Source organism: Nocardia mikamii NBRC 108933, assembly GCF_001613505.1.
Taxonomy (GTDB): domain Bacteria; phylum Actinomycetota; class Actinomycetes; order Mycobacteriales; family Mycobacteriaceae; genus Nocardia; species Nocardia mikamii.
In genome coordinates, this window is sequence record NZ_BDCM01000003.1 from 240690 (window position 1) to 255103 (window position 14414).

General features: G+C 67.8%; 9 protein-coding genes and 4 tRNA genes. 5 read left to right on the plus strand and 8 right to left on the minus strand.

Translation table 11 applies throughout. From position 1 onward, the window contains the following. Positions 1-19: 19 nt before the first annotated feature. The 8 genes from NMI01S_RS02610 to NMI01S_RS02645 all read right to left on the minus strand — a co-directional run bounded on the left by NMI01S_RS02610 (position 20) and on the right by NMI01S_RS02645 (position 7375). Positions 20-1438 (minus strand): phytoene desaturase family protein, encoded by a 1419-nt coding sequence (locus NMI01S_RS02610; protein ID WP_062994402.1) that lies wholly within the window; start codon positions 1436-1438, stop codon positions 20-22. Next, positions 1435-3237: a DUF3556 domain-containing protein gene (locus NMI01S_RS35530; RefSeq protein WP_062994403.1), complete on the minus strand. Its 1803-nt coding sequence runs from the start codon at positions 3235-3237 to the stop codon at positions 1435-1437. Before NMI01S_RS35530 ends, NMI01S_RS02610 begins: the two co-directional genes overlap by 4 nt. Before the next feature lie 27 nt (positions 3238-3264). Further along, positions 3265-4710, minus strand: a complete 1446-nt coding sequence (locus NMI01S_RS02620) for a class I adenylate-forming enzyme family protein (protein WP_062994404.1) — start codon at positions 4708-4710, stop codon at positions 3265-3267. 211 nt (positions 4711-4921) lie between these two features. Next, on the minus strand, positions 4922-6130 hold the full coding sequence (locus tag NMI01S_RS02625; protein ID WP_084512337.1) for a PucR family transcriptional regulator: 1209 nt from the start codon (positions 6128-6130) through the stop codon (positions 4922-4924). Positions 6131-6337: 207 nt separating this feature from the next. Continuing rightward, positions 6338-6411 (minus strand) — tRNA-Phe (locus tag NMI01S_RS02630). A gap of 32 nt (positions 6412-6443) precedes the next feature. Continuing rightward, positions 6444-6517, minus strand: a tRNA-Asp gene (locus NMI01S_RS02635). 28 nt (positions 6518-6545) lie between these two features. Further along, a tRNA-Glu gene (locus tag NMI01S_RS02640) sits at positions 6546-6618 on the minus strand. A gap of 91 nt (positions 6619-6709) precedes the next feature. Next, positions 6710-7375 carry a TetR family transcriptional regulator gene (locus tag NMI01S_RS02645; RefSeq protein ID WP_030517458.1) on the minus strand — a complete coding sequence of 222 codons (666 nt, stop codon included), beginning with the start codon at positions 7373-7375 and terminating at the stop codon, positions 6710-6712. 919 nt (positions 7376-8294) lie between these two features. On the opposite strand from NMI01S_RS02645, the gene NMI01S_RS02650 reads away from it, so the two are divergent. The 5 genes from NMI01S_RS02650 to phoU all read left to right on the plus strand — a co-directional run bounded on the left by NMI01S_RS02650 (position 8295) and on the right by phoU (position 14397). Next, positions 8295-8367: transfer RNA gene (locus NMI01S_RS02650), tRNA-Lys, on the plus strand. 326 nt (positions 8368-8693) lie between these two features. Further along, positions 8694-9659: an acyl-ACP desaturase gene (locus NMI01S_RS02655; RefSeq protein WP_062994406.1), complete on the plus strand. Its 966-nt coding sequence runs from the start codon at positions 8694-8696 to the stop codon at positions 9657-9659. Between the two features lie 112 nt (positions 9660-9771). After that, on the plus strand, positions 9772-10923 hold the full coding sequence (gene dusB / locus NMI01S_RS02660) for a tRNA dihydrouridine synthase DusB (RefSeq protein WP_062994407.1): 1152 nt from the start codon (positions 9772-9774) through the stop codon (positions 10921-10923). Positions 10924-11092: 169 nt separating this feature from the next. Then, positions 11093-13627 carry an LCP family glycopolymer transferase gene (locus NMI01S_RS02665; protein WP_062994408.1) on the plus strand — a complete coding sequence of 845 codons (2535 nt, stop codon included), beginning with the start codon at positions 11093-11095 and terminating at the stop codon, positions 13625-13627. Positions 13628-13725: 98 nt separating this feature from the next. Next, a complete protein-coding gene (gene phoU, locus NMI01S_RS02670) occupies positions 13726-14397 on the plus strand; it encodes a phosphate signaling complex protein PhoU (RefSeq protein WP_062994409.1) in 672 nt (223 codons plus the stop codon). Positions 14398-14414 lie beyond the last annotated feature (17 nt).

Here is a 14414-nt window from a genome sequence, read left to right on the forward strand (position 1 = left end):
TCTCGCCGCCCCGAATCGTCTACCGGTCCACCACTTCGGCCACCGCGAGCCGGGCGGCATTGGCGCCACACATGCCGTGAGCGCCCGGCCCGGGCGGGGTCGCGGCCGAGCAGATGTACATGCCGCGAACGCCGAGACTGTAGGGGGACAACGTGGTTCGCGGTCCGAACATCAGCTGGCGAATGTCCTTGGCGCCGGTCATGATGTCGCCGCCGACATAGTTCGGGTTGTAGACGTCCATCTCCGTGGTCGAGCGAACCGCCTGTCCCACAATGCGTTCCCGGAACCCGGGAGCGAACCGCTCGATCTGCGCGACGATCGCCTCGGTCGCGTCGCCCGAATACCCGTTGGGCACATGGGCGTAACTCCACACCGGGTGAATGTCACCCGCCGAACGCTGCGGATCGGCCAGATACTGCTGTCCGACCAGCACGAAGGGCCGCTCGGGCATCCGGCCCGCGTGGATCTCGCGTTCACCGGCGGCCAGCTCCGCGTAGGTCCCACCGAGGTGGACCGTCCCGGCCCGGTGCGCGTGCGGAGCCGTCCACGGCACCCCACCGGCGACCGCGAAGTCGACCTTGTAGGCCCCGGGCCCGCGCCGGAAACGGGCGAACGCGTGCCGAACTCGCCGCGGTAACCGATCGCCGAGAATGCGAGCGACGGCATCGGGCGCCAGATCGAACATGGTGATGTCGGCCGGTGGCAACTGGGCCGCCGACTCGACCCGCACCCCGGTCTCGATCTTTCCGCCCAGCTCCGCCAGCAGTGCCGCCAGCGCATTCGCGATCGACTGTGATCCGCCCTCGGCCACCGCCCAGCCGTACCGATGGCCGGCGGTGAGGATGCCCAGGCCGACGGCCGAACTGAGCGGATGGTGCAGCGGCCGGAAGGCATGGGTCGCGACGCCTCCGAACAGTGCGCGTGCCTGCTCGGTCCGGAACACCCGGGCGACGGCCGAACCGGGCAGCAGTGTCGGCAACCCGAACCGAGCCAACGTCAGCGGGTGATGCGGTACGCGCAGCAGCGGCCGCATGATGTCCTCGCTCAACGCGTCGTAGCGGCGCACCGGGCGGTCGAACATCAGCCGCCAACGCGATTCGTCACGTCCGAGTCCGGCCGCGGTCCGCTCCACCGAGCGATACAGCACGCCGGCGGTGCCGTCGTCGAGCGGATGCACGCAGTCGATCTCCGGCAGTCGCCAGGTGAGCCCGTAACGATCCAGGCCGAGACCCGCGAGGAACGGCGAACCGACGGCCATCGGGTGGATGGCCGAGCAGTGGTCGTGCAGCAGGCCGGGGACGATGGCCTCGCTGCTGCGCGTGCCGCCGCCGATCTGCTCGGCCGCCTCGAGCACGGTGACCTCGACCCCTTCGGAGGCGAGGGCGACGGCGGCGGCGAGTCCGTTGGGCCCGCCGCCGACCACCAGAGCTGTTGTCACGCCACCACTCCGAAATCGTCCGGCGTCGGCTCGGCGCTCACCGAAGCGGAGCGAACCCAGGTGGGCCGCAACGGAATCGGGCCGTTCGGCAACCACGGCTGCTCGGCGACCGCGTCCGCGACCCGCCAGGTGCCGCGTTCGACCACGCCCAGTGCGGCGTCGATCAGCTTGTAGTGCTGCACGCCGCTGCCGAACGCCTCCGATTCCACCCAGGCGACCACACATTCGCCGGGTTCGAAGCGAGCCTCGTCCTGCACCGCGCGGATCATCTCCTCGTCGTGGAAGTGGCCGTCACCGAAATTGAACCCCACGATCGAGTTGCAGAGGAACTCCCCCTCCCGGACCGTGCGCGAATCGATATCCGGCAGCCGCGCGATCAGCAGCGAGAACAGGCCGCGGCCCTGGCTGTGCAGGGTGCGCCAGGCGATCGTCTTCTGCAGGGTGATCTCCGCCCACTGCGGTTCGTAACCGAATTCGATGAACTGGTCGATCTGATTGCTGGCCGAGCGGGTCACCCGGTTCAACTTCTCCTCGGTGCCCGGAGCGAACGTCCACACCGCCGAGGCCCAGTTGCCCGCGTACTGCCGCATCGACGGCAGGAACGAGACCTTGTCGGGCCGCAGATTGCCGAGCACCGGGAAGAACAGCAGCGCGGCGACCACCGGGACGACCAGCCACACCGGCGACATGTCCCACACGGCGTACCCGTTCCAGGCCGGGAATCCGAGGAAAAGGAAGACGGTGGCGTAGGCGAACAGCACGTTCCATTCCAGCGGCACGGCCAGCGGGAAGGTGGACACGATGAACAGGTGGAAGATCACCATGATCAGCACCGCGATCAGCGTCACCCACTTGTTCGTGGAGAACAGCAGCACCAGCGGAACCAGCATCTCCACACAGGTGCCGTTGACGTGGGCCATGAAATGCGCGACGCCGGAGGGACGCATATCGCGTGGGAAGTCCTTGTAGTGCGCGCGTTTGACCGACTTGAACGGCACCGACGGGCTGTTGGACACCATCGGCGGCACCACGTTGGAGAAATGCTTGCCGAGTTTGGAGAATCCGGCACCCACCCAGACGACCACGATCAGCAGTTTCAACGCGACGATCATGTCGACGAACGGGAACACCGTGAACGCGATCAGCGCCGGCAGATACTGCTCGCCGCGGGCACCGAGGAAGATGACCTTGTCGCGCAGGCCGTTGAGAATCAGCAGCACGATCGGCGCCAGCAGCGCGGCGGGAGCGATGAGCCCGGACGCGTTGTCCGGCAGTGCCGCCGCGAGCGAATCACTGTGCGCGCCGGGCAGAGCCAGCGCGATCACCAGACTCGCCAGGAGGGCCAGATAGAGGGTGACGTCGAACCAGGTGCGGCGATCACCGCCGGTGCCGGGGACCCACGCCCACGGGCGTTGCCGGATGGTGCCGGGCCGAGCCCAGAAGAGGATGCCACCGGTCATCGGTTTCACCTTGCCGGCCAACGGCCCCCACGAACCGGCGAGACCGACGACTTCCAGCAGCACCGTCCAGACGACCGCCTTCTGATAGACGATCGGCTGATTCCACCATTCGGCCACATGCCAGAACGCCGGGAGCCCGGAAGTCAGTGTGGCCACCGTGATTCCGCCGATCGCGTAGAGCACGACCAGCTTGAGGATGTAGACGCAGTGCACCATCTTCGGTGAGCCGAAGCCGTTTTCGGCCCAATCCGCGCCGAGGATGCGCATTCGCTCCATCAGCGGTTTCTGCAGGAACGTGTCCGGATCGACTGCCGGCAGATCCGGCTTGGTGAATCCCATCGGAATATCTCCTTCTCGTGGGGCGGATCAGGCGGTAGGCGCGCGGCGCAGCGACGGTTTGTCGAGTTTGCCGACGGCGTTCTTGGGCAGATCGTCGAGGAATGTGATCGCCACCGGCAGTTTGTATTTCGACAAATTCCGCCGGGTATGGGCGAGCACCTGTTCGGCGGTGAGGGTGGCGCCGGAGTTCAGTGCGAGGAACAGCACGGGCTCCTCGCCGTAGAGCTCGCTGGCCCGGCCGACCACCGCGGCCTCGGCGACCTCGGGCAGCTGGTAGACGACGCTCTCGATCTCCTTGGGATAGATGTTCTCGCCGCCGCGGATGATCATGTCCTTGGCGCGGTCCACCAGGACGAGGTAGCCGTCCTCGTCGATGCGGCCGATATCGCCGGTGTGCAGCCAGCCGTCGATGATCGTGCGGGCCGTGTCCTCCGGCCGGTTCAGATAGCCGCGCATGACATTCGGGCCCTGGATCAGCACCTCACCCGTGACACCGTCGGCGACCGGATTGCCGTCGGGGTCGGCGATGCGGATCGTCTGGCCGGGCAGCGGGAGACCGACCGTGCCCGGCTTGCGGCTGCCGCGCAGCGGATTGACGACGCTCGCGCAGGTGCCCTCGGACAGCCCGTAGCCCTCGATGATCGGTATGCCGTAACGATTTTCGAACTTGCGCAGCAGTTCGGCACTGGCGGGGGCGGCGCCGCAGACCGCGAATCGCACCGCCGAGGTATCGGGGGTGGTGTCCGGCGGCAGATCGGCCAGCATCGTGTAGATGGTCGGCACCGCGGAAAAGTAGGTGGCGCGGCTACGTTCGAGCCGGTCGAAGAACGCGTTCGGGCTGAACCGTCCCGCGATCGTGGTGCGCCCGCCGGCGAGCAGCGGGGAGAGAGTACTCACCACGATGCCGTTGACATGGAACAGCGGCAACACCAGCAGACTGTGGTCTGCGGCGGTGAGTTCGAAGGCACCGATCACCATGGCGCACATGGCGTTCAGGTTCGCGTGATCGAGCATGACGCCCTTGGGCCGCCCGGTGGTCCCGCTGGTGTAGACGAGCAGGGCCAGCGCGTCGTCGCGAGTTTCGGGGGCGACAGCGGCGGGCGGTCGCGCGGTGAGCGCGGCAGGGGTGAGGACCGTGACCCCGATATCCATCGGCCGATCGGTGACCAGCACCTCGGCCCCGGCATCGGCGACCTGATAGCCGGCCTCGGCCGGGACCAGCGACGGATTGATCGGCGTCACCGCGGCGCCCAGACGCCATGCGGCGAACAGGGACACCACCAGTGCCACAGTGTTGGGCAACATCACCGCGACGACATCGCCGGAGGAAACTCCGTGCGCGGCAAGGGCACTGGCCGCGCGCCGTACCGCATCGGCGAACTCGGCGTTGGTCAACTCGACTTGATCGTCGGCCACACAGGGTCCGGCGGGGTCGTGCCGGCCGCGAAGGTCGGGTAACTCGGAAAGGTGCATGACGGTCCTGAATCCTCGGTCTCGAACGGACACGTCAACGGTAGAAATTAGTGAGCTGGACCACACCGTCGTATGTGGACGAATTACTCCGGAAGTGTCGTCTTCGCGAGACAAAGAATCTGCGCCCCCGCCGGGTTCCGTCCACGGTGCCGTCCACCCGGCCCTCAGCGTTGGGCCGCGCCCGTGCATGTATCGGCGCGCGGTCGCGGGCTCAGCGCATGAGGACCGATTTGCCGTACCAATGGCAGACGAGCAGCGCGATCTCCACATCGAGCCGGTCGGCGGCGATCGGTCGCCCGCGCCGGGACACCGCCCGGCTCACCCGGTACTTCACCGAGTTGTAGTGCAGATCCAGTTCCTGCGCCGCGGCCTTGTAGCTGGATCCGGCGCGGAGGAACACCCGCAGGGTGTCGCGCAGCCGGGCGTCGCCGGCGGTGTCGGTCGCCAGCGGGCCGAGGACGTCGGCGACCCAGTCCCGGACGGCCGCCGGGTTCTCGCCGAGCAGTGCGGCCGCGGTCAAGCCCGGATCGGTGGCCGCCACGACCTTGTCCGCCGCCCCACTCCGGGCCGCCACCGTGCGGGCCCGCTGGGCTTGGCGATGCGAGCGGCGGAACCCCTCGACTCCCACCCCCGCGGCGCCGATCGCGATATGAGGTGCGTCCGGGCGGGCGGCGGCGAACCGGCGGATCCGCGCGGCCGGCTCACCGGGATCCGAGGTGTACGGCAGCCAGACCCATCCGCTGGTGCGGTCGGCCGCGGCGAACAGCGGGGCGGCAGCCACATCGACCGCGCCGGCGAGTTCCCGGACGAACCGCTGCAACCGCGCCAGGTCGTCGCTGTCGGAGTCGGCGTCCGGATACCAGAGCACCATCGCCACGTGGTGCCGGCGCAGCGGATATCGGATCGCGGCGGTGGCATCATCGACGTCGACCGTGGTGTCCTCGGCCAGTACCTCCCGAACGCGCATGGCGCGCACACTGTTCCGATTCTCCAGCCAGCGGTCGCGCTCCTCCTCGTAGACCGCGACCACCTGCTGCGAGATCCAGTCGATGTAGGCGAACAGCACGTCGGTGATCTCCTCGATCACCGCGATCCGCGTCGTCGGCTCCATATCGATGGAGTGCAGTTCCGCGAACACCAGCTCGGTCAACCGCCGCTGACCCAGCCGGTACGCCCGCACCAGCGCATTCACCGGCACCCCGTGCTGCGCGAGCCGCCGCGCGTATTCGAGCGCGGCGGTCGGCGCGGTGATCCGTTCCACCGCGATCCCGTGCCGCAGCGCATGCAGAATCGTGTCGACATTCCCCTCGACACTCGCCCCCAGCAACTCCACCGTCCGCGCATCCCCCCGCAACTCCGGAATGAGCTGCTCGAGCGCATCCTTGATCAGCGAGCTGACCCCGGTCACCTGCTCGTTCATCCGCGCGGCGATCCGAGCGACATACTCGCCCGACCCGAGGTCACCATTCCGCGCCTTCACCACACCACGGACGGTAGGCCCCCAACCCCGCCCCGACCGCCGTTCCGCGCAGATTTCGTCTCCCCGAGACAAACGAGCGATTCATATCTGTCCCTGGCAACCCGGACACGAAAAAATCCCCCCGACCGCAGGTCGAGGGGATTGAAGTGGCCAAGGCCGGGATCGAACCGGCGACCTTCCGCTTTTCAGGCGGACGCTCGTACCAACTGAGCTACCTGGCCGGGGCACCCGAACCGAATGCCGTACAACAAAGCGACCCTGACGGGACTCGAACCCGCGACCTCCGCCGTGACAGGGCGGCGCGCTAACCAACTGCGCCACAGGGCCTTGCATGCTCTCAACGGTGTTGCCACCGTACCCCCTACGGGATTCGAACCCGCGCTACCGCCTTGAAAGGGCGGCGTCCTAGGCCGCTAGACGAAGGGGGCCCGCCGGATCTCTCCGGTCCGTACCTCAACGGCTTCCGTTGGGAGCTCGCATAGCTTATGACAGGCTTTGCGCTATTCCCAAATCGGCTGGTCAGAGGCCCAGATTCAGATCTTCCAGGCGTGCCGAGGCCTTCCAGCCGTGCCGGCGGAACTCCTCGAGCCAATCCTGAGTCGCCATCGCCTCGATGATCACCTCAAGCGCCTCGGTGAATCGGGTGCGCAGATCGACCCCGCCACCGAGCAGATCGATGATGTAGCGCTGTCCGGCCAGCGCGGCGGCCAGGGTGCGGGTGAAGCGGTCCGGGTCGGTGTCCAGGCGCAGCTGCTTGCGGTCGACGGCGCGCACCGCGAGCAGCCGCGCCGACCGGCTGACGATGCGACTGCCGCCGGCCCGCGCGTCCTGATAGAACTCCGGTTCGATCACGAGCCGGAACTCCGCCTGGGCGATGATGTCGTTCTCCAAGCGCAGCGCGACCTCGTCGATCATCCCGTGCATGATGTCCAGCGGCTCGAGATCCGTTCTGGCCAGCCACCTTTCGGTGGTCGCCCGATATCGTTCGACGGCAGCGTCCAGCACCGCCCGGGCCAGATCCTCCTTGGAGTCGAAATGGAAGTACATCGCGCCCTTGGTCGCGCGCGATCCCTCCAATATGCGATTCAGCGATGCCGCGGCATAGCCGCTCTTCCCGAATTCAACGGCGGCGGACCTGATGATCGCCGCCCGTGTCCGGCGGGCCCGCTCTTGCTGCCGTGCCATGCTCGAAACGCCTCCGAAGCTGCTTGCCGCCGGAGGAACCGATAGGGGACGGTCCTCGACGAGAAGTTATTAGATTTTCAAATACTTAATTCCGGGCTAACGCCCGGCTTTCAGACTTTTGGTACGAAAATTCGCAGGGATACCTGAAACACACCAGCTGGTATAGTTTCGACGTCCGGGTGCGCCGCAGGGGGTGCGCACCCGGGCGTTTTGTTCGTCTCGGATCCGCCTCCTGCGACGTCGCCTCCTCCGACCTCGTGACCGGCCCGGCCGGTCGCGAGATGTGCCGGCACCACAATCTTCGGCCGAATCCCAACGGCCGGAAGATCTCCCGGATTCGCCGGAATTCACCAAGCGATCACCGTACCCCGAATCCCGGGACGACGCGCCACGTACCGGGGAGTCACTTCACCGGGAACCGGAACCGGTTGTGGCAAATGCCCGGTTAGCGCCCGGGTATGCGAATTCCGGCGCGCCCCAGCAATGTTCACCACCACCGGCCGGCGCCGTGGATACCCGGGACTCATCCCGGCCGCTGCGGTCGCCACCGGGCGGATCCACCGACACGATCACCTCCCGTACCAAATATGTTGTCACGCACTACGTTTGGACAATGTTTCCACACTTCCGCGCTGAAACAAATTGCTGAGCAAGGCGATTGCCCGGCAATCGGCCGGGTATACGGGACGCCGCGGCGCTCCGGAACCGGCGGGCCCGGTGTCCGGATCCCTCGGGCCGTCGAGGCGGGCGCCGCCCGGCGTTGCGGGGGGCGCCCGGATATCACCGACGGCGATCCCGCTCGCGGGAGCGGTCACCCCGCCGTCGAACGCCGCGCGACCAGGGCAGATACCCACCGCCACACCGTCACACGGATACCGGTTACCACTTCCGCGCGCGAAACATTAGACTTGCGGACCGCGCCCCTATAGCTCAGTTGGTAGAGCTACGGACTTTTAATCCGCAGGTCCCAGGTTCGAGCCCTGGTGGGGGCACACCGATGGGCCGGAGTGAAAGCTCCGGCCCATCGCCGTCTCCGGCGTCGTCCCGCGGCCCGGGTGCCCCGGACCTGTGCAATCCGATACTCGGCTAACGTTCGGGCCTCCCAGCCGATACACCGTTGGGGCACAGGTCTCCCCCCTACACTCGCAACCGGTTGGGGCATGTGCCGAACACCCATATGAGTTCTGTCACCGACGCTGTGAACTCATACAGGTGCGCTTCGTATCACACCTACGGTGCCGTAAGGTATGGGCGGCTGCGGCACGGCCAGCAGGGGGGCGACCAGCAATATCGCAGGACAACACCGAAGGGCGTATGTATGGCAAGGGATCTGACTCAACTCGAGCTGCTGACGGAGTTGGAGCCGGTTGCCGAAGAAAACGTCAACCGGCACCTTTCGATGGCCAAGGAATGGCACCCGCACGATTACGTGCCGTGGGACGAGGGCCGCAACTTCGCCGCGCTGGGCGGTGTCGACTGGGATCCGGAGCAGTCGAAGCTCAGTGAAGTGGCGAAGGCCGCGATGATCACCAACCTCCTCACCGAGGACAACCTGCCCTCCTACCACCGCGAAATCGCCGAGAACTTCTCCCAGGACGGCGCCTGGGGCACCTGGGTCGGACGCTGGACCGCCGAGGAGAACCGCCACGGCATCGTGATGCGCGACTACCTCGTGGTCACCCGCGGCGTGGACCCGGTGGCGCTGGAACAGGCCCGCATGGTCCACATGACCAACGGCTTCGCCTCCCCCGCCGAGGCCGACGCCGGCTTCCTGCACTCGGTCGCCTACGTGACCTTCCAGGAGCTGGCCACCCGCGTCAGCCACCGCAACACCGGCAAGGTGTGCGACGACGCGATCGCCGACCGCATGCTGCAGCGTGTCGCCGCCGACGAGAACCTGCACATGATCTTCTACCGCAACATGTGCGGTGCGGCGCTGGATCTGGCGCCGGATCAGGCCCTCGACGCGATCACCCTCATTCTCGAGAACTTCCAGATGCCCGGCGCCGGAATGCCGAACTTCCGCCGCAACGGTGTGCTGATGGCCAAGCACGGCATCTACGACCTGCGTCAGCACCTCGAAGACGTGGTGCAGCCGGTGCTGAAGAAGTGGCAGATCTTCGAGCGCGACGACTTCACCGCGCGCGGCGAGCAGACCCGCGAGCGGCTCGGCCTGTTCCTGGACAAGCTGGGCAAGGACGTCCTGAAGTTCGAGGAGCAGCGCGACCGCATGCTGGCCCGCGAGGCCGCCAAGCGCGAGCGCGACCTCACCGTGGCGAGCTGAGCTCGCCCGCACGACGACGACCGGGACCGGTGCCGTACAGCACCGGTCCCGTCGCACGCACTGGGGGACCTGTGATCTCTCGCACTGCCATTCGGATGGGACACTGGAACTCGTGACCGCGGCACTCGACACCAGAACCGGATTGCGAATCGGCCCCTACCCCGTCGATCCGCCGGTGGTGCTCGCGCCCATGGCCGGGATCACCAATGTCGCGTTCCGGAAGCTGTGCCGCGAATTCGGCAGCCGCACCTCGATCTACGTCTGCGAGATGATCACCGCCCGCGCGGTGGTCGAGCGGCACGAGAAGACGCTGCACATGATGGCTTTCGACGAGGACGAGCATCCCCGCTCGATGCAGCTCTACGGCGTGGACCCCAAGACGCTCGGCGAGGCGGTGCGCATCATCGTCGGCGAGGGCTGGGCCGACCACATCGATATGAACCTCGGCTGCCCCGTGAAGAAGGTGACCCGGCTCGGTGGCGGTGCGGCGCTGCCCTACAAGCGACGGCTGTTCGCCGAGATCGTGCGGGAGATGGTCGCGGCGGCCGAACCCGCCGGTGTGCCGGTGACGTTCAAATTCCGCATCGGCATCGACGACGATCATCGGACCTATCTCGACACCGGTCGCATCGCCGAGGCCGAGGGCGCCGCCGCGGTGTCGCTGCACGCCCGTACCGCCGCGCAGCTGTATTCCGGCACCGCCGACTGGTCGGCCATCGCGCGGCTCAAGGAGGCCGTCACCACGATTCCGGTACTCGGCAACGGCGATATCTTCAGCGCCGCAGACGCACTCGCGATGATGGCCGAAACCGGTTGCGACGGTGTGGTCGTCGGGCGCGGCTGCCTGGGCCGGCCGTGGCTGTTCGCCGAACTGAGCGCCGCGCTGCGCGGGGAACCGATTCCGGACGGACCGCGGCTGGGCCGCGTCGGCGAAATCCTGTACCGGCATGCGACCCTGCTCGTCGACCACGACGGCGAGGACAAGGCCATGCGCGATATCCGCAAACATATGGCCTGGTATTTCATGGGCTTCCCGCTGGGTTCGCAGCTGCGCCGCAGCTTCGCGACCGTGGGCAGTCTCACACAGCTGCGCGAGCTGATCGAGCAATTGCCGCCGGACGTGCCGTTCCCCGCGGATGCGCAGGGACCGCGCGGGCGCCAGGGTTCCCCCGCCGCGAAGGTGGTGCTGCCGGAGGGCTGGCTCGACGATCCCGAGGATCCCACCGTGCCCTCGGCCGCCGACGTGATGCACAGCGGAGGCTGACGCGCATCCGACCTGCGCCGACAGTGATGGCTGGTTGAGAAGTGGCCAACTGTGCCGTAATCGTTATCATGGCTGGAGCCGATTCGGCCGGATGTGACTGCGCGTGCCGCCACCGGAGTGATGGAATCGACAGCTCCGGTCGCGACGAAGAGTGAAGTGAGGTTCGTTGGTGGGTGACGACGATCGGCGCGGGCGTTCGTCCCGGCCCGGAGGTCGCGCCCCGTGGGAGCGATACCCTGCGCCGGATTCCGACGACGCCCCCCGTAACCGGCGTGCGGACGAACCGCAGAGCTCCAAGCCGATCACCGTCCACGACCTCGTGCAGCGGGTCGACAGTGAACGTATCGAGCGCCGCCGCAAGGACGAGGCCGGTAAGCGCCGCACCGCGAACGAGAGCGGCACCGGCCGCGGCCGCACCCCGCAGCCCGAGAACACCGGCCGTCAGGCCGGAAACCGCGGGCGCGCAACGGATAACACCGCCGCCCGGCCCGCCACCGGCGCGAACCGTGCGACCGGTGGCGGCGCCCAGCCGGGGAACCCGCCCGGCCGGGGCAGCGAACGCCGTGACGACCCACGCGACCTCGCCCCCGGCGGCGGGCCGCGTCCGGCCGCAGCCGGACCCGCGGTCCGCGGGAAGGCACCGACCGGCGCATCGAGCGCCATCCCGAACCCACGCGGCCGCAAACCTGCCGACGGCAACACCGCGAGCGGTACATCCGGCCCGGCCCCCGATCCGCGCACTCGCCGACCGCGTTCCGAGCAGTCCGCCACACCTGCGGCACCGGGCAGGCGAGCCGATCCGAAGGTCGCGCCGCCCCAACCCGGACCGGCCGCCGCGCAGCGTGAACCCGCGGCGGGCACACGCCCGCCGGCCGCTCCGGTTCCGCCGGGTGCGGCCGCGGACCCGCGTCGTCTCGGGGGCGCATCCGCTCCACGCGCAGCGTCGAAACCGGGATCGCAACGACCGGAATCCACCGCAACGCGGAGTGCCGCACCGGTTTCCGCCGATGCCCAGCAGACCGCGGTCCAGCGTGCTCCGGCCGCCGACAGTCCGGTGGATCGGCCCGGCACCGTCAAAGCGCCCGTCGCCGAGCAGGTGACCGACCAGCTGCCGGTACCCGACGACGAATCCGGCACGGAGGCAACGGCTTCGGCCGGCCCCGAGACGGTCGGCAAGCCGCCGTTGTCGCGGCTGGCGGCGAGCCGGCAGCGCCGACGCCGGCGTGCCCGGCTCGCGGCCCGGGTGACCACGTCGATGTGTGCGGTACTGGCGCTCGTGATGACCGGGGTCGGCTGGAACTACCTGCGCGCCACCGACAACGGTTTCACCCAGGTATCGGCATTGGACGAGAATTCCTCCGATATCGTCGATCCCGGCGGCCAGACCGGTGACGAGAACTTCCTCATCGTCGGCACCGACACCCGCGCCGGTGTGGACAGCCAGCTCGGCGCCGGCACCACCGAGGATGCCGAGGGTTCACGGTCGGACACGGTGATGCTGGTGCACATTCCGGCGAACCGCTCCCGCGTGGTCGCCGTCTCGTTCCCCCGTGACCTCGACGTCAGCCGCCCCGAATGCGAGGGCTGGGACAACGACAAGGCCAAATACACCGACGCGAAATTCCCCTCCGCGATCGGTGACAAGCTCAACGCCACCTACGCCCTGGGCGGGCCGAAATGCCTGACCAAGGTGATTCAGAGACTGTCCGGCCTGAAGATCAGCCACTTCGTCGGCATCGACTTCAGCGGTTTCCAGTCGATGGTCGACACCATCGGCGGTGTCGAGGTGTGCACCAACCGGCCGCTGGTCGACGAGGAGCTCGGTACGGTGCTGCCGAATCCGGGCCGTCAGATCCTCAACGGCCCGACCGCGCTGGACTACGTCCGCGCCCGCCACGTCCAGGGCGAGGAGCGCAGCGACTACGACCGCATCCACCGCCAGCAGCTGTTCCTGTCCTCGCTGCTGCGCGGTGCCCTGTCCTCGAAGGTGCTCTTCGACATCGGCAAGCTCAACGGCTTCATCAGCGCGTTCAGCAGCCACGCCTTCATGGACAACGTCAACACCAAGGATCTGCTGATGCTGGGCCGCTCGCTGCAGAAGGTGAGCGCGGGCGCGATCACGTTCCTGACTGTGCCGACCGCGGGCACCACCTCCTACGGCAACGAGATTCCCCGCGAATCGGATATCAAGGCGATCTTCCAGGCGATCATCGACGACCAGCCGCTGCCGGGTGAGAAGAAGGCGCCGGAACCGTCCAAGGCTGCTCCGGCTCCGGCCCCGCCGCAGTTGACCGCTGTGGATCCGAGCACGGTGTCGGTGCAGGTCTCCAACGGATCCGGAGTGACCGGCGTGGCGAGTACGGCGGCGACCAGGTTCGCTTCCGACGGCTTCCAGATCTACAACGTCGGCAACTACTCCGGCGGCACGATCGACAACACCACGGTCCGCTACTCGGCCGGTCACGAGGCCGAGGCCGCGACGGTTGCCTCGGCGTTGCCGGGCGCGAAACTGGCCGTCTCCTCGAGCCTGGGCAGCATCGTGGAGGTGGCCCTCGGCGCGGACTTCTCCGGCACCGTCGGCACGCCGACCGCGTTCGGGTCGCCGGTTCCCGCCCCGGCCGGAGCCACCGATACCGCCGCGACGCCGGTCACACTCCCCTCCGACCTCGAACACGTCAACGCGGGCGACGACCTCTGCAAGTGAGCCGCGCTCACCTGCGACGACATCGCCGGTCCGCCCGGCACCGACGATTCACCCACCGTTCGTGACTTGGTCAGAGCCGGGAACTAGTCTTTGGTTTCATGCGTGTCATCTACAACGAACAAATGGCCGAACTCGCCGATCTTCTGGGTGAGATGGCCGGACTGGCCGGCTCGGCCATGGAGCGGGCGACCCAGTCGCTGCTGCAGGCCGACATCTCCCTGGCCGAACAGGTGATCACCGAGTACGACCGGATCGCCGAGATGATTGCGCAAGCCGAAGAGAAGGCCTTCGCCCTGCTGGCGCTGCAGGCGCCCGTGGCCGGCGATCTGCGGCAGGTGGTGAGCGCCATCCAGATCGTCTCCGATGTGAATCGGATGGGTGTGCTGGCGCTGCATGTGGCCAAGGTGGCCCGCCGCCGGCACCCGAACCACGCGCTCCCGGAATCGGTGAACGGCTACTTCGCCGAGATGGGCCGCATCGCGGTGAATATGGGTGCCGCCGCCAAGGAGGTCCTGGAGACGCGCGATCCGGAGCGGGCCGCGCAGCTCAACGAGGACGACGAGGCGATGGACGATCTGCATCGCCACCTGTTCTCGCTGCTGATGGACCGGGAATGGAAGTACGGCGTGGCCGCCGCCGTCGATGTCACGCTGCTGGGCCGCTACTACGAGCGCTTCGCCGACCATGCGGTCGAGATCGGCCGCCGGGTCGTCTTCCTCGTGACCGGTGTGCTGCCGCCCGACCCGGACGCCGAGACCGAGAAGATCTGAGAGAGCCGTCCCGCCCG

Excerpts from the sequence above, each read along its gene's own strand:
- NMI01S_RS02645 (WP_030517458.1), bottom strand. The coding sequence starts at position 7,375 with ATGGCACGGCAGCAAGAGCGGGCCCGCCGGACACGGGCGGCGATCATC.
- NMI01S_RS02620 (WP_062994404.1), bottom strand. The coding sequence starts at position 4,710 with ATGCACCTTTCCGAGTTACCCGACCTTCGCGGCCGGCACGACCCCGCC.
- NMI01S_RS35530 (WP_062994403.1), bottom strand. The coding sequence starts at position 3,237 with ATGGGATTCACCAAGCCGGATCTGCCGGCAGTCGATCCGGACACGTTC.
- phoU (WP_062994409.1), top strand. The coding sequence starts at position 13,726 with ATGCGTGTCATCTACAACGAACAAATGGCCGAACTCGCCGATCTTCTG.
- NMI01S_RS02655 (WP_062994406.1), top strand. The coding sequence starts at position 8,694 with ATGGCAAGGGATCTGACTCAACTCGAGCTGCTGACGGAGTTGGAGCCG.
- NMI01S_RS02625 (WP_084512337.1), bottom strand. The coding sequence starts at position 6,130 with ATGAACGAGCAGGTGACCGGGGTCAGCTCGCTGATCAAGGATGCGCTC.